At 72.9% G+C, this 24337-nt stretch carries 17 protein-coding genes; 12 read left to right on the plus strand and 5 right to left on the minus strand.

The genetic code is table 11. From position 1 onward, the window contains the following. Window positions 1-70: 70 nt before the first annotated feature. Window positions 71-1066, minus strand: coding sequence for a 16S rRNA (cytidine(1402)-2'-O)-methyltransferase (rsmI, locus tag FMEAI12_RS18210; RefSeq protein WP_112106963.1), 996 nt, complete (start codon window positions 1064-1066; stop codon window positions 71-73). Window positions 1067-1106: 40 nt separating this feature from the next. Here rsmI and FMEAI12_RS18215 point away from each other — a divergent pair, with 40 nt between their 5' ends. After that, window positions 1107-2711, plus strand: a complete 1605-nt coding sequence (locus FMEAI12_RS18215) for a dolichyl-phosphate-mannose--protein mannosyltransferase (protein ID WP_112106964.1) — start codon at window positions 1107-1109, stop codon at window positions 2709-2711. Window positions 2712-3159: 448 nt separating this feature from the next. Beyond that, entirely contained in the window at window positions 3160-3360 is a 201-nt protein-coding gene (locus FMEAI12_RS38320) for a hypothetical protein (protein WP_018502051.1), read from the plus strand. Here FMEAI12_RS38320 and FMEAI12_RS38325 read toward each other — a convergent pair. After that, on the minus strand, window positions 3266-4696 hold the full coding sequence (locus FMEAI12_RS38325) for a hypothetical protein (protein WP_235014158.1): 1431 nt from the start codon (window positions 4694-4696) through the stop codon (window positions 3266-3268). The two genes, FMEAI12_RS38320 and FMEAI12_RS38325, sit on opposite strands and share 95 nt — an antisense overlap. A gap of 390 nt (window positions 4697-5086) precedes the next feature. Between FMEAI12_RS38325 and FMEAI12_RS18230 the strand changes: the two genes are divergently transcribed. From FMEAI12_RS18230 to FMEAI12_RS18260, 7 genes are all read left to right on the plus strand, one after another. Beyond that, a complete protein-coding gene (locus tag FMEAI12_RS18230; protein ID WP_071059120.1) occupies window positions 5087-6871 on the plus strand; it encodes a glycoside hydrolase family 15 protein in 1785 nt (594 codons plus the stop codon). Window positions 6872-7077: 206 nt separating this feature from the next. Beyond that, window positions 7078-8733, plus strand: coding sequence for a hypothetical protein (locus FMEAI12_RS18235; RefSeq protein WP_112106972.1), 1656 nt, complete (start codon window positions 7078-7080; stop codon window positions 8731-8733). Window positions 8734-8762: 29 nt separating this feature from the next. Continuing rightward, window positions 8763-9197, plus strand: coding sequence for a hypothetical protein (locus FMEAI12_RS18240; protein WP_071059118.1), 435 nt, complete (start codon window positions 8763-8765; stop codon window positions 9195-9197). Window positions 9198-9404: 207 nt separating this feature from the next. Then, the gene (locus tag FMEAI12_RS18245; protein ID WP_112106965.1) at window positions 9405-10901 is read left to right on the plus strand and encodes an FHA domain-containing protein; all 1497 of its coding nucleotides are present in this window, start codon (window positions 9405-9407) and stop codon (window positions 10899-10901) included. A gap of 164 nt (window positions 10902-11065) precedes the next feature. Beyond that, on the plus strand, window positions 11066-11992 hold the full coding sequence (locus FMEAI12_RS18250) for a DUF305 domain-containing protein (protein ID WP_235014162.1): 927 nt from the start codon (window positions 11066-11068) through the stop codon (window positions 11990-11992). 256 nt (window positions 11993-12248) lie between these two features. Then, complete coding sequence (locus FMEAI12_RS18255; RefSeq protein WP_235014164.1) at window positions 12249-13931, plus strand: SulP family inorganic anion transporter; 1683 nt, start codon at window positions 12249-12251, stop codon at window positions 13929-13931. Window positions 13932-14042: 111 nt separating this feature from the next. Then, window positions 14043-14768, plus strand: a complete 726-nt coding sequence (locus FMEAI12_RS18260; RefSeq protein WP_112106968.1) for a YceI family protein — start codon at window positions 14043-14045, stop codon at window positions 14766-14768. A 104-nt stretch (window positions 14769-14872) separates the two neighbouring features. Here the strand turns inward: FMEAI12_RS18260 and FMEAI12_RS18265 are convergent, their stop codons facing one another. Together FMEAI12_RS18265 and FMEAI12_RS18270 are read right to left on the minus strand one after the other, a co-directional pair. Next, window positions 14873-16684: a regulator gene (locus FMEAI12_RS18265; protein WP_112106969.1), complete on the minus strand. Its 1812-nt coding sequence runs from the start codon at window positions 16682-16684 to the stop codon at window positions 14873-14875. 23 nt (window positions 16685-16707) lie between these two features. Next, on the minus strand, window positions 16708-17430 hold the full coding sequence (locus tag FMEAI12_RS18270) for a cysteine hydrolase family protein (protein WP_071059106.1): 723 nt from the start codon (window positions 17428-17430) through the stop codon (window positions 16708-16710). 673 nt (window positions 17431-18103) lie between these two features. Here FMEAI12_RS18270 and FMEAI12_RS18275 point away from each other — a divergent pair. Then, window positions 18104-19060, plus strand: coding sequence for a type IV toxin-antitoxin system AbiEi family antitoxin domain-containing protein (locus FMEAI12_RS18275; protein ID WP_235014160.1), 957 nt, complete (start codon window positions 18104-18106; stop codon window positions 19058-19060). 372 nt (window positions 19061-19432) lie between these two features. Here FMEAI12_RS18275 and FMEAI12_RS18280 read toward each other — a convergent pair whose 3' ends face one another. After that, complete coding sequence (locus tag FMEAI12_RS18280; protein ID WP_112106973.1) at window positions 19433-21910, minus strand: MFS transporter; 2478 nt, start codon at window positions 21908-21910, stop codon at window positions 19433-19435. A 143-nt stretch (window positions 21911-22053) separates the two neighbouring features. On the opposite strand from FMEAI12_RS18280, the gene FMEAI12_RS18285 reads away from it, so the two are divergent. Beyond that, the gene (locus FMEAI12_RS18285) at window positions 22054-22782 is read left to right on the plus strand and encodes a TetR/AcrR family transcriptional regulator (RefSeq protein WP_112106971.1); all 729 of its coding nucleotides are present in this window, start codon (window positions 22054-22056) and stop codon (window positions 22780-22782) included. 158 nt (window positions 22783-22940) lie between these two features. After that, window positions 22941-24337, plus strand: a 1397-nt coding sequence (locus tag FMEAI12_RS18290; protein WP_112106974.1) for a hypothetical protein, incomplete at its 3' end; no start/stop codon positions are given.

Here is a 24337-nt window from a genome sequence, read left to right on the forward strand (position 1 = left end):
CACCGCCCCGAAGTGCGAGTTCCGCACCGGCGCCCTGGCGCCCCCGGTCACCCGGGCGGGCCGGGGCGGCTCACCCCTCGTCTGTTCCCGGGGTCTCTGTCCGTTCCAGGTCGCGGGCGGCGATCACCGCCGCGTACACCTCCCGGGGTGACAGGGAGTACTCGGCGGCCACCGCCTTACGCGCGTCCCGCGCCGGCATGCCGCCCGCCGTCAGGCGGGCCACCGCCGCGGCGAGCACCTCCGGCCCGGCCTGAGTGGGCGCCGCGGGACCAGCCCCCGGCCCGGCCGCGGCACCGGCCTTGTGCGGCCCCGTCTCTGCCCAGAGCGCGCCAACTGGTGCGCTCGCTCCGGCCTCCCGGGCGGGCCTGGCCGTCCCGGCGCTCGCGTCGCCGGCGATCACCAGGGTGAACTCGCCCCGGACGGTGCGCCCGTCGCCGGCCCAGTCGACCAGGCCGGCCAGGTCGGTGCGGACGATCTCCTCCCAGGTCTTCGTGAGCTCCCGGCACAGCGTCGCCCGGCGCGGCCCGCCGAAGGCCTCCGCCAGGTCACGCAGCGACGCGCCCAGCCGGTGCGGCGACTCCAGGAAGACCATCGTCCGGCTCTCCGCGGCGAGCCCGCGCAGCCGTGACCGGCGTTCGCCCGCCTTGCGGGGCAGAAACCCCTCGAAGGTCCAGCGGTCCGAGGGCAGCCCGCTGACGGCCAGCGCCGCCGTGACCGCCGACGGCCCGGGGACCACGGTGATCGCCACCCCGGCCGCGGCCGCCGCCGCGACGACCCGGTAGCCGGGGTCGGAGACCGCGGGCATGCCCGCGTCCGTGACGAGCGCGACGGTGCGGCCGGCGAGCAACTGCTCGGTGAGCATCTCCGCCCGGGCGCCCTCGACGGCGTCGTAACAGGAGACGACCCGCCCCGTGATCGTGATCCCGAGCGCGTGCGCGAGCCGGCGCACCCGGCGGGTGTCCTCGGCGGCGATCACGTCGGCGGTCGCGAGCACCTCGCCCAGCCGCGGGCTCGCGTCGCGCACGTCACCGATCGGGGCACCGCACAGCACGAGGGTCCCGGACACCCGACCAGTCTGCCAGGGGGCAGGACCTACCCTGATCGGTGTGACGGCGACGACGGCGCACCTACCCCGTTCCGAGACTGGCGCATCGGAGCCCAGCCGCCCGGAACCGGCCACTGCCGCCAGAACCGGCCGTACGCCGCGCGAGCGGCTGTGCCCGCCGATGCCCGGCGACCGCGCCGTCGGATGGCTGGCGCCCCTGTTCGTCGCGGTGACCGCCGGGATCCTGCGGTTCTGGCGGATCACCGAGCCCCGCGGGCTGTACTTCGACGAGGTCTATTACGTCAAGGACGCCTGGGGCCTCATGACCGCCGGGTACGAGATCAACTCGAAGACCTGTGACGGGCCCGCCTACGTCGTCCACCCGCCGTTCGGCAAGTGGCTCATGGCCGCGTCGCAGTGGCTGTTCGGCTACGTCGACTGCGCGGGCACCCCGCACGGCAGCCCCGAGCTGGGCTGGCGCTTCTCGTCCGCGCTCGCGGGCACGCTGGCGGTGCTCGTGCTCGCCCGCGCGGCCCGCCGGATGTTCCGTTCGACGGTGCTCGGCTGCTTCGCCGGCCTTCTGCTCTCCATGGACGGGCTGGAGTTCGTGCAGAGCCGGATCGGCATCCTCGACATCTTCCTGATGACGGGCATCGTCATCGCCCTGGCCTGCCTGGTGCACGACCGTGACGACGGCCGGCGCCGGCTCGCCGACCGCCTCGACCAGGCCGCGGCCGGCGCCGGCCCGACGCCGGCCGACACGCGGTTCGGCCCCCGGCTCGGCCTGCGCCCGTGGCGGCTCGCGATGGGCGTGGCCCTCGGCGCGTCCATGGGGGTCAAGTGGAGCGCGCTGTACACGATCGTCGGCTTCGCCGCGCTCGCGCTGGCCTGGGACGTCGGTGCCCGCCGCACTGCCGGCGCCCACTCCCCCGTGCTGGGCGCACTGCGCCGGGACCTGCCCGGATGGCTGACGGGCTGCGTCGCGGTGCCCGTCGTGACCTTCCTGGCGACCTGGACGGGCTGGTTCGTCACCGACGGCGGCTGGTACCGCGACCGGCACGGGCACGGTTTCCTCGCCGCCTGGCACGGCTGGTGGGACTACCAGATGGAGGTGCTGCACTTCCACGAGGGCCTGTCCGACTCGCACCCGTTCCGGTCGACCCCGATGAGCTGGCTGGTACTCGGCCGGCCGATCGCCTACTTCTACAGCTCCCCCGCGTATGGCGCCGAGGGCTGCACGGCGGTCAACGGCTGCTCGCGGGAGGTCATCGCGCTGGGCAACCCCGCCGTGTGGTGGGGCGGGACGGCGGCGCTGGTCGGCTCGCTGGCGCTGTGGGTGCGCGCCCGTGACTGGCGGGCGGCACTGGTGCTCGTCGGCTTCGGCTCGGCGTTCCTGCCCTGGCTGCTGTTCCCCAGCCGGACGATGTTCTTCTTCTACGCGCTGCCCTCGCTGCCGTTCCTGGTGCTGGGGCTGACGGCGATGGCAGGGCTGGCCCTCGGGCCGCGCGACGCGTCCGAGACCAGGCGGCTCGCCGGCGCGCTGTCCGTCGGCGTGTACACGGTGATCGTGGTCCTGTTGTTCGCCTACTTCTACCCGATCCTGGCCGCCGAGGTGATTCCTTATTCATCTTGGCGAATACGTATGTGGTTTCCCGGGTGGATCTGACGGAATCAGCCCCGGACAGGGCCTCCACCCAGGGCGGGAGCGCCCGGAGAGAGCCGCCCGGGGCCCGCCGATCGGCGTGACGGCGGGCGCCAGCCACGACAAACAGACCACAGCCGTGTCTCATGTCACCTTTGCCGGAAAGTCCCCCTACCGGCGGCCACATCATGAAGTGGCACCATCACTGAGAGAAGGTCTTGGCAGAGTAAGGCCGGTACGGGGGAGACATTTCGACATGGCCAGTCACCGAAAGTCCACACCGACGGTAGCTAGCAGCAGCACACCACCGCCGAACGAGGGGGGTCACGCACGCCCCGACAACCCGATCGGGGATCGTGGATCGGTCACCACGTCCCTTGGCCGCGGAGACGGGGAGGCCCTGACAGGTCTCCTCGACACGATCGGTCACCGGCCACGGGTGTCCGGGGGACCAGGACTGAGAGGAAAGAGCATGGCGGATGTGTCGGTGCGCTTCGCGATGACCGATGACAGCGAGATCGTTCTGAACCTCTCGCTCACCCAGGCGATCCGTCTCACCGAGGCGATCGCGTCCAAGGTCAGCCAGGCCATGACCGAACAGCCGCGGGCCGGCATGAACGGCAGCAACGCCTACGGCCCAGGTGTGCGTCCGGGGCCGTACTCGACCTCCTGAGTCCCCACCGGGCAGCGTCCCGGCGAAACCTTGGGCGGCGCCGGCCGGGGGTTCCCACCACCACGTCGGGACGTACCCGATCAGCCCGCACGGCGTCGCCGCGGGCCGCTTCACCGCGGGCCGCTTCAGCCCGCATCGCTTCGGCCCGCTGTATTTCGGCTCGCAGTATCTCTGCCCGCAGCGTTTCGGCCCTCGCCATCTCCAGGCGCGCCGCCTCCGATCGGCCGAGGTCCGAGCGGTCAGGATCCGAGCGGTCGAGGTCCGAACGCCCAGGGCCAGACCGGCCGACGTCGGACCGTGCCGGATCGACGCGTCCGACGAAGACATCGGGCCGCGGCGCCTCGCGCCGAGCCGGGTCCGCCTGGCGTCCCACCTCGGCGACCGGCCGGTCCCCACCAGGGCTCCCGACCGTCACGTCCTGGTTCCCCACCGCCACGGGATGCCCCGGCCCGGAGCCCGCCACGAGCACGTCGGGGCGCCGCGCCGTCGGCGGACGTCCACCGGCGGGCAGCCCGGCCGCGCCGCCGGGAACGCCCGCGGGAGCCTCGGGCCGCCCCACAGCCACATCGGCCCGCCCGACAGCGACCTCGGAACGCCCCCCGGCCATGTCGGTACGCCCAGCGCCGCGCGCGCCCCCGGCATCGGCACGGGCGGCGTCCAGCCGGGCCGCGTCGAGGCGCGCGATGTCCCGGCGGGCGGCGTCCAGACGGGCGGCGGCATCGCGGCGCGCGGCGTCCGGGCCCGCGGGATCCAGGCGCGCGGAGTCCAGGTGCGGGACGTCGTCCGGCGGCGGGCCGGTGAGCTCGGCTATCAGCGCGTTCAGCAGGCTCAGGTCGCGGCGGCGGATCTCCGCCGCCGACGCGGCGTCGCCGTGGCCCGGGGCCAGCGCCGCGCGCACCCGGCCAAGCCGGGCACGCAGCGCGCCGACGTCCGCCGCGGCCAGCAGCCCCTCCCGCAGCACCAGGACGACGTGGCCCCCGTGGTCGACGACGTCGAAGGGCTGGCTCATCTCCATCGTGACCACCCGGATGCCCACCGGGGCCTCCTGGTCGTAGACCAGGCAGAGCTTGTCCTCGGCGAGGACCTCCGCGGAGCCGTCGTCCCACAGCACCGTCGCCCGGGCGGTCGACGGCGCGGCCGAGGGCACCGCATCGACCCGGACGCCGCCCCCGACCGGCTGCGCCTCCTCGTGTGACGCCGGATGCACGGACAGCACCGTGCCACGACGAGACCACACCCCGCCGCCAAGATCGTCCACCGGGAAAACCCGGTCGCCACGGGCGAACATGACAAGGCTGGCTCGACCGTCCGCGATGGTCGGCAGCTGCTCGGTCATGGCGCGATCGTAGGGCGCCCGCCCAGGCACCGGGCACCCGAGACCCTCCACAGCCCGCCGGGCCCTCCGCCGCACCCCCGTCCCGCGACGGTCGCCGCAGCGGCGACTTCACCGTCAGAACAGGGACTTCCGCCCCGGGCCACCTGCCCGGAGCCCCCCGCGCCGGGCTACTCCCGGCCTACCCCGATCGGGTAGTGGGGGGCACTTTCGGCGGTGGCCGCCGGCCTGGCGGGACGGGCGGGATGGCCTGCCCGCTGGGATACCTTCGGCTGACCACGCCGAAGTGGGCTGCAGTGACCACTCCCCGAGGCGACGCACCGCCCGCCCGGGGGCTTCCCGCAAGGCCCGTCCTCCGGCCGCGCCCGGACATCCCCACCCGCGGAGGTCCGCATGCCCGCATCCGACTACCCGCCGATCGAGGAGCACGCGGTCATCGGCGACCTGCGCACCGTGGCCCTGGTCGCCACGGACGGCACGATCGACTGGTACTGCCCGCAGCGCTTCGACGGCCCGTCGGTCTTCGCGAGCCTGCTCGACGCCGACCGCGGCGGCTCCTTCCGCATCCACTGCTCGCAGTCGAAGGCCAAGCAGCTCTACCTGCCCGACTCGAACGTCCTGATGACCCGCTTCCTCACGCCGCACTCGGTGGGCGAGGTCGTCGACTTCATGGTCCCGGTCGACAACGACCTGACCGAGACGCCGCACGTGGTCGTCCGCCAGGCCCGCGCCGTGCGCGGCACCGCCGGGTTCCGGCTGCGCTGCGACCCCCGGTTCGACTACGGGCGGGCCTCCCACACGGTGACGCTGGTGCCCGGCGCCGGCGCGGTCTTCGAGTCGGCCACCGGCACCCTCGTGCTGCGCACGGCGCTGCCGCTGCGGATCGAGGGCACCGCGGTCGCCTGCGACTTCGAGCTGACGATGGGCGAGACGGCCGACATCGTCCTCGAGTGGGACTCCCGCATCCGCCCGCTGCAGCCCGGCGAGGCCGACAACCTGTTCACCCGGACGCTGGAGTACTGGCAGACGTGGGTGCGCCGGGGCCGGTACCACGGCCGTTGGCGGGAAATGGTGCTGCGCTCGGCGCTGGTGCTCAAGCTGCTGGTCTACCGCCCGACCGGAGCACTCATCGCGGCGCCGACCACCTCCCTGCCGGAGGAGCTGGGCGGGGTGCGCAACTGGGACTACCGCTACACCTGGATCCGCGACGCGGCGTTCACCACCTACGCGCTGATGGCCCTCGGGTTCACCGAGGAGGCCGCCGCGTTCATGGACTGGCTCGAGCAGCGCTGCAAGGAGGCGCCGCCCGAGCTCGGCCTGGGCGTGCTGTACAGCGTCGACGGCAACGCCGACCTGGACGAGATCGTCCTCGACCATCTCGAGGGCTACCGGGGCTCGAGGCCGGTGCGCATCGGCAACGGCGCCGCCGGCCAGCTCCAGATCGACATCTACGGCGAGCTGATGGACTCGGTGTACCTGTACAACAAGCAGGTCCCGATCTCCTTCGGGCTGTGGGAGGCGCTCGGCCGTCAGCTCGACTGGCTGGCCAGGCACTGGGAACAGCCCGACGAGGGCATCTGGGAGACCCGGGGCGGACGGCAGCGCTTCACCTACTCGGCGGTCATGACCTGGGTGGCGTTCGAGCGTGCCTGCCGGATCTCCCGGCAGCGCGGTCTGCCCGGGCCCACCAACGACTGGAAGGACCACGCCGGGCGGGCCTACCGGTTCGTCCAGAACGAGGCCTGGGATCCCCGGAAGGGGGCCTACATGGAGTTCCCGGGCTCGCCGCGGCTGGACGCCTCGCTGCTGTGCATGCCGCTCGTGAAGTTCTCCGGCCCGACCGACCCCCGCTTCCTGTCGACGCTGGACCGGGTCGGCTCGGAGCTGGTGAGCGACAGCCTGGTGCGCAGGTACGCCGCGGACGGCAGCGACGGCCTGACCGGGGACGAGGGCACGTTCAACCTGTGCTCGTTCTGGTACGTGGAGGCGCTGACCCGTGCCGGCCGCACGACCGAGGCCCGGCTGGTCTTCGAGAAGATGCTCACCTACGCCAACCACGTGGGGCTCTACGCCGAGGAGATCGGCCCCTCCGGCGAGGCCCTGGGCAACTTCCCACAGGCCTTCACCCACCTGGCCCTGATCAGCGCGGCGATCCACCTGGACCGCGCCCTGGGCTGAGCCGACCGGGCGGTGTCTTGCCTCGGACACCCCGCCCGGAAGGGTCACCGGGCCACCTATCCTGGCAATCCGGTCCCTGGTGGCCCGGTTCTGGCGGTCCAGCCCTGGCGGCGGTCCGGTCCCGGTAGTCCGGTCGCGGCGCCGCCGGTCGCACCGGCGCGCGGCGGCAGGCCCGGGTGAGCGCGCCCGGCGAGGAGGTGGAGGCGTTGGTCGGCCCACACCCGCCCGGCGGCCCGGACGACCCGCTCCACGGCCCCACCACCGTGCTCGGCAACTCCGCGGCCCCGCAGGCGCCACCCGTCACAGCACCACCCGCACCAGCCCGGGTGGGCGGGGGCGAGACCCATGGCGACCTCACCCGACGGCTGATCGAGACGTCGGTCTGGACGGACCGCATGCTCGCCGACGCCGGCATCCCCGTCCACGACGCACCCCTGGTCACGGTGGGCGGTGGGATCGGCTCGTTCGTCCTGGTCGACTACCTGCGCATCGCGGGCGCGCCGACCTCGGCGATCCGGGTGCTGTCCAACATCGACACCCCCTGGCAGACCTACCGGTACCTGACCCGGGTCTCGCAGATCCCCGACCACGAGCGCATCCGCTCGGACTCGAGCTCGACCCCGGACAACATCTGGGCCTTCCCGTCCTACGCGGTACGGGAGGCGTTCGCGGCCCGAGGCCTGCGCGGGTTCGTCGAACCGCTGTGGCGGGTCGCGACCGAGCCACTGCTGTCGGACTACTTCACCCCCCGCATCAGGATGGTCTTCGACGGCATGGCCCGGGAGGCCGCCCGGATCTCGTACCCCGAGATGTTGGTCTCCGGGCAGGTGCGGATGGTCCGCCGCCGCGCGGGCGGGGGGTACCTGACCGTCCTCACCCCCCCGGCCGGACGGTCCGCGACGAAGCGGATCGCCTACCGCAGCCGGTACGTCCACCTGGGCGTCGGCTACCCGGGGCTGAAGTTCCTCCCGGACCTGCAGGAGTACCGCTCCCGGTACGGGGACGTGCGGCGGGTCGTCAACGCCTACGAGCCGCACGAGCACGTCTACGACGAGCTGATCCGGCACCCGGCGACCGTCGTGGTGCGCGGGGCGGGCATCGTGGCCTCCCGCATCCTCGACCGGCTGATCACCGACCGCGACCGGCACGGGGCGAGGACGCACATCGTGCACCTGTTCCGCACGTATGTGCGCGGCTCGCACGGCCCCAGCGTGTTCATGCGCCGCCGGGGCGGCGACGGCTGGGCCTACCAGGGGTTCAACTACCCGAAGTCGGTCTGGGGCGGCCAGCTGAAGGCACGCATGCGCATGCTGGAGGGCGACGAGCGTAAGGCGCTCTACGACACGATCGGCGGGACGAACACCCCCCGCCGGCGCCGGTGGCAGGCTCAGCTCGCCCGCGGCCGGCACGAGGGCTGGTATGTGACCCGGGTGGGCGAGGTGGAGCGGCTCACCCCCGGAACGGACGGGACGGTGGTCACCCGGGTCCGCACCGCCGACGGGATGCTGGAGGTGCCGGCGGCGTACGTCATCGACGCCACCGGCCTGGTGGCGGACATCCGCGAGCACCGGGTGCTGGCAGACCTGCTCGACCACTCCGGAGCCGGGCACAACCCGCTCGGCCGGCTGGACGTGGAGCGGACCTTCGAGGTCCGCGGGACCCGCAACGGGCCGGGGCGGCTCTACGCCTCGGGCGCGGCGACCCTCGGCGGCTACTTCCCGGGCGTCGACACCTTCCTCGGTCTGCAGATCGCCGCCCAGGAAATCTGTGACGACCTGGCCGCGGAGGGATTCGTGCCCCGGATAGGGGTGGCACGTTCGGTGTCGCAGTGGGTGCGTTGGATGCGCAACCAACCGGTCTGACGCCGCACACGATCGGAGAAAATCGCCTCATGGTGCCGACCCTGGCCGGACGGCTTCAGACCCGCCTGTTCCTACTCGCCACCGTCGGGGTCGTTCTGACGGCGCTGATCGCCCCGCTGCTGCCCACCGAGGCATCTGCCGGGGCCGCGTGGCGGGCGAGTTTCGGCGTGCTGTGCGCGGTCGCCCTTCTCGGGCTGGGCTGGGAGCTCGTCTACCACGGGCTGCAGCAGTTCCGCTGGGAAAAGGACTGGCCGACGATGTTCGGCCTGCTCACCGCGGTGAACGAGGGCCTGCTGGTGTGGCTGGCAGCGCGGGCGGGCGCCGTTCCGGGTGCGGACGGCGTCGAAGGAAAGGCCTTCCTCGTCCATTTCGGGCTCGTCTGGCTGGCGGTGTGGCTCTGCGCGAACGGCCCGATGCGCGTCCCGTTCCTGCGGTGGCGTTTCCACGGTGGCCGACTACTCTGACGGCGGTGCCGCCGCCTTCCCGGGGCCTTTACCACGTTCGCCGCGGCCGCCGCGCCGCTGCCCCGCCGGTGGGGTCCGCACAGCGACACCGGAGGTTCCAACCACCGCTCTCGCGGCAGGATAAGTGCGGTACGCCGTGCGCGGGTGCCGCTAGTCTGAAGATCGGTACCGTTTGCACGGCGCGGGTGGGCGGCGAAGGGCGAGGCAATGGCGGGACTAGACCGTTTCCGGGTCGTGGTCGGCACGGGGCACGGCGGGCACACGGGCGTGGTCGTCAGACTGCCCGGGGTGCTGGTCGTCGCCCACGTGGGCCGGCCCGAGACCACCGAGACCACCAAGCGGCTGCTTGCCCTGTGCGCCGAGGTGGCCGGCGAGGCCGGCACGGCGGCGACGATGGGCCGCCGCCTCGTCCGCCGCGTCGCCGGACTGCTGGCCGACGCCGATCCGGACCGCGTCCCCGACTTCAGCCTCCTCACGACGGTCAACGACCGCGTCGCCGCGCTCGTCCACGGCGCGATGGACGTCGTCGCGACCGGCCCGTCCCCCGTCTCGCTGTCCGGGGTGGATTCGGCTACCTGGGTCGACCGCCTGCTGCCCGCCGAGATCACCCGGCTGGAGGTCGGGCCGACCGGCACGATCGGCGACGGCGCCCCCACCGGCGGCATCGACGACCTGGGCTTCCCGCTGGACCTGCGGATCGGCGCGGTGCCGGGCACCGCGGTGAGCCTGGTGGCCGACGACTCCCCGGCGCTGCCCGCCCCGAAGGCCTCGACCGACGCGCTGCTGGCCGGCTTCGAGTCGCCGCGCGAGCCGATGACGGGGGCGGCGCCGATCCCCACCTCGGGCGCCCGCATGCCCGACCCGCTCTCCACAGCTCCGCCGGCGCTCACCCCGCTGCTGAGCAAGGAGGAGGAGGCGCACCGGATGCGCGCGGCCGCCGAGCCGACGCAGGCCGCCGACTTCGACGAGCTCGAGGAGGACCCGCCCACGGAGCTCGCCGGTCGGGAGCCGGCGCCCTCCGGGCACTCGTCCGGGCACCAGCACGGGGGCGGGCACAGCTCGATGGGCTCGATGGGCCACACCCCGGGCGGCCCCCCCGGCCTGCACGACGATCTCGGCGACGACCTCGACGACGACCACGACGCCATGACGCAGCTGCCGGGGCAGACCTTCACCGTCTCCGACCTCATCGAGGACGACGAGGCGCAGACGATCCTGCCGAACCCGTCGCAGCCCCAGGTCGAGGGCGTCCTGTGCGCCCACGGCCACTTCAACCACCCGCAGGCGCCCTACTGCGCCGAGTGCGGCCTCTCGCTGGCCCAGCAGACGAACCGGACGGTGCTCGGCCCCCGGCCGGCGGTGGGCGTCCTGGTGTTCGACGACGGCCAGACCGTCAACGTCGACATGGACCTGGTGATCGGGCGTCAGCCGGACCGCGACGAGGCCGTCCGCGCCGGCAACGCGCGCCCGCTGCCCGTCGAGGACGGCGAGAGCGCCGTGTCCCGGGTCCACGCGGTGATCACCCTGACCGGGTGGGACGCGGTCATCACCGACCGCGGGTCGGCGAACGGCACCTACATCGCCCCGCCGGAGGCGACGGTGTGGACCCCGCTGAACCCGCACCAGCCCGCCCCGCTCGTCCCCGGGACCCGCGTCCAGGTCGGCAAGCGGACCTTCGTCTTCAACTCACACCTGCAGGTCTGAGCGCCCCGGGAAGCGTCCCGGGACGGCCGGCCCCCTGCCGGCCGGATACTCACCGGGGGCCGGGTGACCTGGCCGCGCGGGCGGTTCGCCCCTGACCGGGCGCCGTCCGTGGGCCACACTGGACGGTGATGAGCCGAGCCGACGAAGACCGGGGCGTGAGCGCCATGCCACGTGACAGCAGAACCGCAGACGGCACACGCGCCGAGACCGACGCGGCGGCGCCCAGGGCCTCCACCGCGGCCTCCACCGCGACCAAGCCTTCCGGTATGACCCCCACCGTGACCGAGGCCGCCGGGTTGCCCGACGCAGCGGAGGCCGAGCGGACGAGCCCCGGAAGCGACGAGGACGTCCTCGTCGGCGCGGCCGGAAGCGGGCCGGCGGGGGCACGGGCCGACCGCGCGCCGGCCTGGGTCCGGCTCTGGTGGACGCCGCTCGTCCTGTTCGCCGTCCTCGGGCTGCTCGCCGGCGGCGCCGGCCTGCGCGTGCTGCTGGACCGTCCGCCCGCCGACAACTCGGTCGACGTGGGCTTCGCCCGGGACATGTCCGAGCACCACTCCCAGGCCGTCCAGATGGCGATGGTCGAGTTCAACCACGGAGGCAATGCGGACGTCCGCAACATGGCCCAGGACATCGCGCTCAGCCAGCAGCGGGAGATCGGCGTCATGGACGCGTGGCTGTCCGGCTGGGGCCGTACCTCGACGTCCGCCAACGCGCCCATGGCCTGGATGGCCGATGACAGCGCCGGCGGCCACGGCGACCACGGCACCGCGGGGACCGGCGCGATGACCGACGGAACCATGCCCGGCGGCGGCATGACCGGTAGGACCGGGGAGACCGTGCGGATGCCGGGCATGGCGACCGAGTCCGAGCTCGGCGCGCTCGCGGCGGCGAGCGGGCGCGACCTGGACGTCCAGTTCCTGACCCTGATGATCCACCACCACCGCGGCGGCGTGGCCATGGCGCAGTACGCCTCGATGCACGCCGACGACGACCGGGTGCGGGCGCTGGCCCGGGCGATGGTGGTCAACCAGGCCTGGGAGATCGACCAGATGCAGCGGTACCTCGAGCAGTTGGGCGCGCCGCGGGCCTGACCCGGAGGGCCCGTAGATCCGGTTTCGAGGGCTTTGTATCGTCATATCTGACCTACCGGAAGAGTTGGGGGACGTCCCCGCCGCCGGGCCGGGATGGCATGCCACCCGTCCGGGCGGGAGAGGCGAGGGTGTCCCGACTCCGGTGGCGTGTGCCCGCCCTGGCGGGACGCCCCGGCGTGCCGACCGGTTCACCGAGGTGACGTCTCGACGCCGCGACGTCACCGCCTCGCGCCTGTGAGAGTTCCGCGTGCCTGAGATGTCCCGGGGCCAGCCCTTGCCCCAGCCCGCCGTTCGCCGTGCCCGCCTTCCCCGGGCCCGGCCACGGCTGGCCGGTGCCCGCTGGGCGGCGCTGGCCGGCGTCCGGTGGGGCGTCCGGTGGCCGGGGCTGCGCGTGGTCCGCGTCGAGCTGCTGGCCGGCCTGGTCACCGCGCTGGCGCTCATCCCGGAGACCATCTCGTTCTCGGTCGTCGCCGGGGTGGATCCCAAGGTCGGCCTGTTCGCGTCGTTCACGATCTCCGTCGTCATCGCCTTCACCGGCGGCCGCCCGGCGATGATCTCGGCGGCGGCGGGCTCGATGGCGCTCGTCGCGGCACCGCTGGTCCGCGACCACGGCCTGGACTACCTGCTCGCGACCACGGTCGGCGTCGGCGTGACGATGTTCGCGCTCGGCCGGCTCGGGGTCGCGCGGCTGATGCGCTTCGTGCCGCGCACGGTGATGATCGGTTTCGTCAACGCACTGGCCATCCTGATCTTCATGGCGCAGATGCCGCACGTCATCGGCGAGTCGCTGCCGGTCTACCTGCTGGTCGGGGCCGGCCTGGCCATCCTGCTCATCGTCCCGCGGCTCACCCGGGCCGTGCCGCCGCCGCTGGTCGCGGTCGGCCTGCTGACCCTGACGACCGTCGCGTTCGACCTGTCGGTGCCGACCGTCGGCGACGAGGGCGCCCTGCCCGGCTCGCTGCCCGTCCCGGGGCTCCCGTCCGTCCCGATGACCTGGGAGACGCTGCGGATCATCGCGCCGTACGTTGTCACGCTCACCGCGGTCGGCCTGCTGGAGACCCTGCTCACCGCGCAGATCGTCGACCGGATGACCGACACCACGCACGACGCCAACCGGGAGGCGTGGGGACTGGGCCTCGCCAACGTCGTCAACGGCTTCCTCGGCGGCATGGCCGGCTGCGCCATGATCGGCCAGACGATGGTCAACGTCTCCTCCGGCGGCCGGACGCGCCTGTCCACCTTCGCCGCCGGCGCCTTCCTGCTCCTTCTCGTGGTCCCGCTGCGGGGGATCGTCGGCGTGATCCCGATGTCCGCCCTGGTGGCGGTCATGATCCTGGTCTCGGTGATGACCTTCGAGTGGCGCAGCGTGGCGCCGTCCACGCTGCGGCGGATGCCGCGCTCGGAGACCCTGGTGATGGTCGCGACCGTCGCGGTGGTCGTGCCCACCCACAACCTGGCGTACGGGGTGCTGGTGGGTGTCGTGCTCTCCGCGCTGCTGTTCACCCGCCGGGTCGCGCACCTCACCGAGGTCACCAGCGTGCTCGACCCGGAGGGGGGCGAGCGCCTCTACGCCGTGGGCGGCCCGGTCTTCTTCGGCTCCAGCAACGACCTGGTGAACGCCTTCGACTACGCCCACGACCCGCCCCGGGTCGTCATCGACCTCGCCGACGCCCAGATCCTGGACTCCGCCGGGGTGGCCGCGTTGGACGACGTCCTGCAGAAGTTCGCCGAGCGTGGCACCACCGTGCACCTGGCCGGCGCGACCGGCGGCACCGAGGCGATGCTCGCCCGGCTCTCGACCGCGCCGCCGGACCGGGCCGCCGGCCGCGAACCGCGTGAACCGTGCCCGGAGGAATCGCCTGGCGCAACGAAGAAATCCCGGCCCCGAACGGCCGACAGACCCGATGCCGAAGCTGGGCCGAGCACGCCCCGACGGTGATCGGGCGGCGTGGGCCGACACGCGCCCGTCGCCGTGCCATCAGGTTTAGCTCAGGTTGCCTGTGCAACATTGCCCCCAGGATGATTGAACCTTCAAGAAGGTAGGTACCTGGTGGCAGACAGCACGCCTCGTAAAAAGCGGCGCTGGCCGCTGATCCTGGTCGGCGCCGTCGTGGCCGTGGCGGTCCTGGTCGTGGGCGGCACCGCGTTCTACATCAACGTGATCAAGGAGGACGCCCCGGAGGAGTTCGCACTCGACGACCCCGGGCCCAGCACCTCGTCCGCCGGTTCCACGGCCGGCGATTCGGTCGACGGCGTGTGGCGGATCACCGACGGGTCCGAGGCCGGCTACCGGGTCGAGGAGGTCCTCTTCGGCCAGAAGACGACCGCCGCGGGCCGCACCTCGGAGGTGTCCGGGTCGATGACCATCGCCGACGACGGCGTCACCGAGGCGCAGTTCGAGGTGCAGATGGCGTCGGTGCGCAGCGACGAGGATCGTCGCGACAACCAGTTCCGCGGCCGGATCATGGACGTCGACACCTATCCGACGTCCCAGTTCACGCTCACCGAGCCGATCGACCTGGGTTCGGTGCCGGCCGCCGACGAGACGCGCACCTACCCGGCCACCGGAACGCTGACCATGCACGGCACCGCCCGCGAGGTGACCATGAACCTGCAGGCCCGCCGCGCCGGCGACCAGATCCAGATCGTCGGCCAGATCCCGGTGACCTTCGCCGACTACGGCATCCCGAACCCGAGCATCCCGGGTATCTCAACCGAGGACCACGGGATCATGGAGGTCTCGCTGAAGTTCGTGCGCGGCGAGCCGACCGAGTAGCTCCTCAGCACGCCCGCCGGGCGATCCGGCTGCTGACACCCCCGGCTGCTGACACCCCCGGCCACGCTGGCCGGCCGGGCCAGGCGGCCGGGGGCGCCCGGCAGTCAGGACGTCGCTGCCGCCGGCTTCCCGGTCGCGGGCTGAGCCGTGGCGGGCTCAGCCGAGGACGGCTCGTCCGCGCCCGGTCGCCCGCCGTTCACGGCCGCCGGCACCGCCGTCGGCGCGGGTTCCGGCACGGCTGCCGGCACGGCTGCCGGCGCGGGTTCCGGCACGGCTGCCGGCGCGGCGTCGCCGCGGGAGCGCTGCGGGGGCACGCCGTGCACCCGTTCCAGCTCGATCTCCTCGGCGTCGGGCACCCGCGGCGCGGGCTTCGTCAGGGCCCAGATCGCGCAGACCACCGCGAGGAACAGATAGCCCAGCGCGACCTGGCCGCTGGCGTTCCACTCCACCTTCTCGCCGTGGATCAGGCCGACGAACGCCAGCACCGCGCCGGCCACGGACGCGATCGTCGCGTGGACGAACCGCTTGTCGATGATGAACGCCACGATCGTGCCCAGGACCAGACCGGCGAGGACGGCCCCGTCGCCGAGGACGTGCAGCCCGTGCAGCAGCACGCTGTTCGCCTCGAGATCGTCGTCGGTGACGGTGAGCTGGACCGACGGGTTGAGGTTGGACGCCACGCCGACCGCGGTGGTCACCGTGTTGTCGATGAGCCCCGCCGCCCAGGACGCGATGTTCGGGATGATCGCCGCCACCACCGCGGCGCCGTGCGCCTTCGGTGACACCTGGAATGCCTGCGCACCGATCAGCAGCCCGATGTAGAGCAGGATCGGCACGATCGCCGGCAGCGGGAGCACCGCGTTGAGCAGGCTGAACATCCCCAGGAAGCACAGCAGCGCGATGACGGCGCCGGTCGCCAGCGAGTACCCCGTCCGGCCACCGGCCGCCTTCCAGCCGGGATGGCCGATGTAGACCGCGGGCGGGAACGGGGAGCCCAGCGCCGCGCCGACGACCGCGCCGAGGCCGTCGGCGAGCAGGATCGGCCGCAGGTTGTAGCTGTCCCCGGCGGACGCGGCACTCTCCACGTTGGTCATGCCCTCGGTGAAGTTGTAGACCCCGAGCGGGATGGCCGTGGCGAGCAGCGGCGAGATGTCGGACAGGCCGTCGATCAGCTTGTCGAAGTGGAACGTCGGCAGCGAGACAGCGATGTCCTTCGCCGCGTCGCCGACCGCGGGGGCGTCCATGAAGCCGCCGATCCAGCCGATCGCCGTCCCCAGCAGCAGCGCGACCGCGCCGATCGGCAGGTTCCACGGCAGCTTCAGGTCGGTGAGCAGCCCGATGAGCAGCAGGCCGAAGACCGGCAGCGCGATCCAGGCGGCGTCCCACATCTGCGCGGCCGGCCGCATCGAGATGAACGCGATGGAGATGCCGGCGAGCGTGCCGAGCATGGCCGCGCGCGGGGCGTAGCGGCGGATCGTCGGGCCGACGAAGGCGCCGATCATGACGATGATCCCGATGATGAACGCCCAGGCGAGGCCCGCCTGCCAGGCGGCCACCGGGTCCTTCGTCTGCAGGTAGATCGGCAACATGATCACGAAGACGACGATGAACATGTGCGGAACGCTCGGCCCGTACGGCATGGCCGTGACGTCGCCACGGCCCTCCTTGAGGGCCAGCCGGCGGCCGAGCCAGGCGTAGAAGAAGTTGCCGAGCAGCATCGCGATGCCCAGCGCGGGCAGGATCGCGCCGAACACGTCCCCCTTGGGGATGTTCACCACGAACAGGCACAGCGACGTCAGGACGATGACGTTGACCAGGACGTTGATGCCCAGGCCGAAGAACGCGTTGGTGTCGCCCTTCGTCCAGTAGGGCAGGTTGACCGACCGCTCGGCCGGCGGGCTTCCGATTTTGATCATGACGGGTACGGTCTCCCTGGGATTCAGGACGCGGCGACGGCGGACGAGGCGACGGCGGAGGCGCCCAGAACCGCGAGGGCGTCGAGGAACTGCTCGGAGGAGGCGACCCAGCCGAAGATCCCGCCCTGCGCGGCGATCATCTCCAGGGCGACCCGCTGGAACTCGGGAAAGTAGGAGCCGACGCAGTCGGAGAGGACGAGGCACTCGTAGCCGCGGTCGTTGGCCTCGCGCACGGTCGTGTGCACGCAGACCTCGGTGGTCACCCCGGTGACGACGAGGCTGGTGATCCCACGCGCTTTCAGGACGTCACCGAACTCGGTGGCGTAGAACGCACCCTTGCCGGGCTTGTCGATGACGGGCTCGCCCTCGGCCGGCGCGAGCTCGTCGATGATGTCCTGGCCGTACTCGCCGCGGATCAGGATGCGTCCCTTGGGGCCCCCGTCACCGATCTTCAGAGTGGCGCCGCCCCGGTTGAGCTTGGCCGGCGGGAGGTCGGAGAGGTCCGGCAGGTGCCCCTCCCGGGTGTGGATCACGGTGAGACCGACGGCCCGGGCCGCGGCGAGCACGGCCGCGAGCGGCTCGATCGTGCTCCGCAGCTGGGAGACGTCATTGCCCAGGCTCTCGCCGAAGCCACCCGGCTCCAGGAAGTCGCGCTGCATGTCGATGAGGACGAGCGCGGTCGTCGCCGGGTCGAACGTGTACTCGTAGGGACGCGCACTCACGGTGAGCGGTGCTGTGGGTGTCATGACGTGTCTTTCGCGCGAAGGGATGGGAGATCCCCTCCGGCCGGCCGGCGCGGGGCCCGTGCGAGGGCCGCCAGGAGGATCAGGTCCAGGGGCGAATCCGCTGCCGGGCGGGCGGATCCGCGCCCCGTCGGCGGTCGGGCGTCCGAAGACCATCCCCCGGTGTGCTGCATGCAGGTCAGGGTCGAGCGCGGTCGTTTCAGCTCACGTCCTGTCACGTAACACGGCGATGAACATGTATCCCGACTTGTATCCATCTCCGTATACAGATCTTGGTGACGGGTCGGCCTCCGACTCCTCCCAGGGCTCGGGGTGCCGGCGCGAGGCGGACCCCGAGGCGGGGACAGCCACCGGCCACAAGGCAGACCGGCCGGTCTCAGCCGCCACCGGCCACAAGGCACACCAGCCGGGCCCAGCCGCCACCACCCCCACGCCAGACCGCCCGCCCGCGGCTGACCCGCGACGCCGTCGCAGAACCGTGGCGGGTGAGTGAGTCCATAGACTCACTCACCCGCCACACTTGCTGCCGGCGCCTTGGATTTCCCCTGAATGGGGTTTGGAGCAATGCGGTCGTGAAGCTGCGGATTTTATCTCGTGGGGTGCCTGTGGATGGGTTTCATCCACAGGCGGAGTGGAGTGGCAATGTGGGGCGATGGATGACACGGGACGCGGGTGGGTGGCGCTGCTTCGGGCTCAGGCTGGTGTTTTCACGGTGGAGCAGGCCGCGGAAAATGGGTTTGATTATTATCGGCTTCGGTGGAAGGTCCGGTCGGGGCGTTGGCGGCGTGTGCACCCGCGGGTGTACTCCGCGCACAGCGGTCCGTTGAGCTGGGCGGCACGGCTGTGGGCGGCGGTGCTGTTCGCCGGTTCCGGCGCGGTGTTGTGTCGGCAGACCGCCGCACATGCCTGGGGCCTCGTCGAGGCGCCGACCCCGATTGTGCATGTGCTTGTGGTCGGCGCCGGTCATCCCAGGGCCACACCGGGCGTGGCCGTGCACCGAACACGCGAGCTTCGCCGCGGGGATGTGTTTCGTTCCCGGGCGCCGACCCGCACCTCGTTTGACCGTACCGTCCTCGACCTGGTCGAGCTGGCGACGCGGCCTGACGACGTCCAGGCGCTTGTGGCGAAGGCGATGCAGCGGGGGCGGACGACACCGGCGCGGTTGGGGCGTGCCCTGGAGCGTAGGCCCCGGCTGCGTCATCGCCGACTTGTCCGTGAGGCTCTGGTGCTCGCGGAGCAGGGCGCGGAGTCGTTGCTGGAGATTCGTCACGAAGAGCTTGGGAGGGCGCACGGCCTGCCGGTCCCGCGGCGCCAGGCACACCACGACCGCGGGAATCGTTCAGCTCGTCTCGATGCCTTTTATGAATCCTACGGTGTCGCGGTCGAGCTGGACGGACGGCTCAGCCATACCGAGGCCCGCCAGTGGTGGGACGACATGGATCGGGACAACAGCCTCCAGACCCAGGGCCTCCTCGTCCTCCGATTCCCCGGATTCATTGTCCTGAACGACCCGTGCAGAGTGGCGGCAACCATCGCCAAGGCCCTCCACTCCCGCGGCTGGACCACCCCCTACCACCCCTGCCCCACCTGCCAAACCACCCCAGACAGGTCCAAGGAAATGTGTGGCGGGTGAGTGAGTCCATGGACTCACTCACCCGCCACGCTTCGCCGTCGCCGCGGGTCAGCCAGGCGAGGCGGGGTCCGTTCTCGATGTTTGGCTACTTTGGGAGTTTGAGAAACTACTCTGTGTTCGATCCGATGCCGCAGAGAAGCGTTGGGGCCCGTCACCAGTGGTGACGGGCCCCAACGCTGGCTGTTCGATTCTCCGGGCCCGGTGTACCCGGAGCCCGGGACGGGCGCCTGGAGGGTCCGGAGGGCCTGGGCGCGGAACTCGGCGTTCGTCTGCGCGGACCGCGGACCGCGGACCGGCTGACCGGCGGACCGGCGGACCAGCGGACCGGCGGACCAGCGGACCGGCGGACCGGCGGACGCGCAGATGGGCGGGTCAGGCTTCGGCGAGGGCCTCCACGCGCTCCGGTTCCGGGCGGGCCTGGGCGGCACCAGCCGGGACGACCGGTGACTCCTTGCGCGGCATGAACACCGCCAGCGCGGCGGCCCCGAACATGAGCGCCGCGCACACCAGGAATCCCAGCGAATACCCCGACGTCAGCGCGTCGGCCCGGTCGGCTCCCGCGGCCAGCTCGCTGTCGGTGTGCGTGTCCGCGACGATCGCCAGGACGGCCAGGCCGACGGCGGCGCCGATCTGCCGCGCGGTGTTGAGCAGCCCGGACGCGAGCCCGGCGAGCTGCGGCGGCACCCCCGCGGTGGCGGCTGTCGTCACCGCGACCATGTTGATGCCCATCCCGAATCCCAGCAGGGTGAGCGGTCCGAACACCTCGCTCCAGTACGAGCCGTGCGCGCTCAGCGCACTGAGCCAGCAGACACTCGACGCCACGATCACGGACGCGCCGATGATCAGCGGACGGGGGCCGAACCGGCCGACCGTCCGGGAACTGACCTGCGACCCGACAATGATCATGATCGGCATGGGAACCAGCGCCAGGCCGGCCTCGAGGGGCCCCTGCCCCTTCACCTGCTGCAGGTACAGGGTCAGGAAGAAGAACAGTCCGAACATGATCGAGCCCATCACGACGCCGATCGTGTTCGCGTACCGCAGCGCCCTGCGCCGGAAGATGCCCAGTGGCACCAGCGGGTTCTCGGTACGTGACTCGATGATCAGGAACGCCGTGAGGAGCACGGCCGCGGCAACCAGCCAGCCGACGGTCACCGGCGAGCCCCAGCTGCTGGACTCCGTCCGCACGATGCCGTAGACCAGCGCCGTGAGCCCGGCCGTGACGGTCACGGTGCCGGGGATGTCCAGGTCGCGCACTCCGCGAGCCTGACCACGGGACTCGACCAGCGCCGCCCGCGCTCCGACAAGCAGCACCAGCCCGATCGGCACGTTGACGAACAGCACCCACCGCCAGTCGGCGATCTCGGTCAGCACGCCCCCGGCCAGCGCACCCATCGCGCCGCCGCCGGCGGCGGTCGCGCCCCACATGCCGAGCGCCCGGGCGCGCTCCCGCGGATCCGGGAACGAGGTCATCAGGATGCTCAGCGTCGCGGGCGCGAGCACCGCACCGCCAAGCCCCTGCACCGCACGAGCGACGATCAGCATGACCTGGTTCTCGGCGAGGCCGCCGGCGAGGCTGGCCGCGGTGAACAGCACCAGCCCGGAGATGAACACCCGGCGCCGCCCGAACAGGTCCGCCGCCCGCCCGCCGAACAGCAGCAGCCCGGCGAAGGCCAGCGTGTAGGCGTTGACCACCCACTGCAGACCAGACGAGCTCAGATCCAGCTCGGTCTGCATGGACGGCAGCGCGACGTTCACGATCGAGACGTCCAGGACGACCATGAACTGGGCGAAGCAGCACACGGCCAGCACCGCCCAGGCCGGCACCCGCCGCCCCCGGCCTGCCGGGGCGGCCGTCTTCTCCCCGGCGACCTGGCCCGGCGCGAGCGCCTCCTTCTCCGCGGCTCCGGCCGGCGCGACCGTGCCCTCCGGAGACGCCGTGCCCTCCGGCGAGTCCAGGCCCTCGGACGTCACCGCATCCGCCGACGTCACCGCGACCGGCGGGGCGGCCGGGGTCGCCGCCACCGCGGCCACCGCGACCACCGCGACCGTGGCAGCGGTCGCCTGCTCAGGAACGACGATCTCGACCGGCTCCGCACCGGCCTCCGGCTCCACCGCGCTCCCATCCGCGACCGCGGCCTGCACCTCGACGTCGGATCCGGCCTCGGTCCCAGATCCGGTCTCGGTCTCGGCCCCGGCCTCGGTCCCGGTCGCAGCCTCGGACTTGACCTCGACCGCCTCCGCCGGCTCGGCCACAACCGCAGCCTCGGCCGCGATCTCGGACTCAGCCTCGACTTCGGGCTTGGCCTCAGGCTCGGGCTCGGCTGGCGGGCTCTGCCCCTCAGCCTTCTCCTCGGCCACGCCCGCGCCAGCGGCCACCGCTTCGGCCGTCACCTCGGCCTTCTCAGCCGCCGGTTCGTCGGTAGCCACCGTCCCGGCCGCCACCTCGGCCTTTTCGGCAGGCGCCTCGCCGGCCCCGGCCACCACGTCAGCCTGTTCGCGGTCAGCCGCTTCGCTGTCAGCGCCTTCGCGCGCCACCCCGGCGCCCGCGGCCGCCGCATCGACAGCCTCGCCGTCGGCACTCTCGCCGTCGGCACTCTCGCCAGAGGCAGCCTCACCAGCGACGACCTCACCAGCGGCAGCCCCACCGGCAGCAGCCTCAGCCGCGGCGCCGTCGCCGCCGGTGGGTCCGAGGTCGCCAGCGCCCGCGGCGGCATCCGCCGGGGCTTCGGGCGTCACCGCCTCGCTCGCCGCGGCCGGCGTCGCCGTGCCGGTCCGCCTGCGCGCCTGCGCCCCGGCACCCCTGGATCCCGCGGATCTCGCTCTCGGCTTGCCCCTGCTCTTCGCCATCGCGCCCTCCCACAGCCGCACCGGTCGTCGATCTGGCGGCCGCGCCGGCCCGCGACCAGGTCCCCGTACACCGTACGGACGTCCGACCGACCCTACGTCGTACGCTGTACGGAATCCAAACCGTATCCGGGGAGCAACGTGCGATGAACACCACATCCGTCGACCCGGCCAGGCCCCGCGGAGCCGGTGACCGACCGGCCGCCAGCCGGGCCGGGCTGTCCCGTGAGCGGATAGTGGCCGTGGCCCTGGAGATCGCCGACGCCGAAGGACTCGACGCGGTCTCGATGCGGCGCGTCGCCGCCATGCTCGGCGTCGGCACGATGACCCTCTACACCCACGTCCAGGACAAGGAAGCACTGCTGGAGCTGATGCTCGATGCGCTGACCGCCGAGCACCTCCTCGCCGACACCGGCCCGGACTGGCGCACCGGCCTCACCCGGATCGCCCGCCTCACCCGCCAGAGCCTGCTGCGCCATCCCTGGGCGCTGGCGCTCGGCCTGCGCCCCGCTCTCGGGCCGAACAAGCTGCGGCACATCGAGCAGTCCCTCGCCGTCGCGTCCGGGCTCACCACCGACCCGGCGGCCCAGCGAACGATCGTGCACGCGGTCGACGACCTGGTCGTCGGCTGCGCGATGCGGGAGCTCGCGGCGCGGGCCATCGAGGCCGACGTCCCGCGCCCGTTGTGCGGGCTGCGGCGCCGCATCGACGCCGAGCCCACCCTGCGGGAGCTGCTCCACAGCGGGGAGTTCCCACACCTGGCCCGGATGCTCGCCGGGGACGCCCCCTTCGCCTCGGAACGGTTCGAGCAGGCGCTGACCTGGCTACTCGACGGCATCGAGCGGACGTACCGGCCCGATTCCCCCACAACCTGAAGCCCTCGCCTCCACCCGCGGCTCGCGGGTCGAGGCGGGCGAACCGGGGCGAAGAGCAGCGAAGAACGCGGACCGGTCTTCACGGAAACGGCCCGAGCGGCTACCTTCGACCGGGTGAGCACCGTCGGTCAGCACGCCGCCACCAGGCGGGAGTCCGTATGACCACGGCCGCGTCCGGAATGACTGCGGCCGCGTCCAGGCCGGCCACAGCCCTGCCCAGGCGGGTGCGGCCTCTGCTGGACGGCGACCCGTCCACGATCGGCCCCTACGCCGTCCTCGGCCGGATAGCCCAGGGCCCGGGCGGGCTGGTCTTCCTGAGCCGCGCCGTCGGCGGCGCCCAGGTAGCGCTGCGCGTTCCGGAACCACCTCCCACTGTCAGCGAACGGGACTCGGAGCCACCGCCCACAGCCACCGGGCAGGGCCCGGACGCGGCGCGGCGGCTGCACGCGCACCTGTGTGAACGCTTCGCCGCCGCTGCCAACAGCGCCCGGGCCGCCGCCGGCCCGCACCGCTGCGCGGTCCTGGACTCCGGAGTCGTCGCCCCCGACCCCGATGTCCATCTCCCGGCCAGCGCAAGCGCCGACGGCGGCGCCGAGCCAGCGGCACCGTCGCGGTTCGCGGGGCTGCCCTACCTGGTCACCGAGTTCGTCGACGGACCCACACTGGCCCGGGAGGTCGCCGAACGCGGGCCGCTCTCCCCCGCCGAACTGCACGTCCTCGCATCGGCGCTGCTCGACGGACTACGCGCCGCCCGTCGGGCCGGCGGCCCGGCCCGGGACCTGTGCGTCCCGACCCCCGACGACATCGTGCTCTCCCTCACCGGCCCACGGCTGGTCAACCTGGGCCTCGGCACGACCGCCCGACCCGGTGGCGACGACGGCCCGCCGGACCCGGCGGTCGCGGCCTGGGCCCGCGTCGTCGCGCTTGCCGGCACCGGCTGCCTTCCCCCGCCTGGCTGGCCGAACAGCGGTGGGATGGACGACCCCGCCACCGTCGCGGTGCTCAACGCCATGCCGCGGGGCCAGGTCCGCACCGTGCTGAGGGACGCCCTCACGAGCCCTCGCCCGGCACCCACGCCGGCCCGCACCGCCGGCGGAAGCAGCGGAAGTGGCTCGGGCGCAAGAATCGCCACGGAGCGGGATGCCGCCGGGCTCGCCCGACTGGACAGGTTGCGGGCCAGTCTCGACGACCGACCCGGCATGCCGGTACGCGGACGCCGCCGCGCCGGATCACGATCCCGGTCCCCGGTTCGCCAGGCCCGCGAGGTGGTCGGTGCCGGCGCCGCCGGCGAGATCCGCCGGGCCGGCGGCAGCGGCAGCGGCAGCGAGGGTGTCCGGTCCGGCGACGCGGCGCGCGGGCGCGGGCGCTGGCGGCCGGTCGCGGCCGGGGTGATGACCGCGGTCACGGTGGTCGCGGTGGCGGCTTCCACGGGTCCCTCGTCGGGGCCGACCGCTGTCGTCGCCGGTGCCACCGTGCCGCTGGCGGGTGCCCCGCGGGGCACGCCTGTTCCGACACCCGTCCCGGATCAGCCCGGCGACCCGCGGCGACCCGGAGG

Origin of the sequence: Parafrankia sp. Ea1.12 (assembly GCF_900465275.1) — a bacterium.
GTDB classification, from domain to species: domain Bacteria; phylum Actinomycetota; class Actinomycetes; order Frankiales; family Frankiaceae; genus Parafrankia; species Parafrankia soli.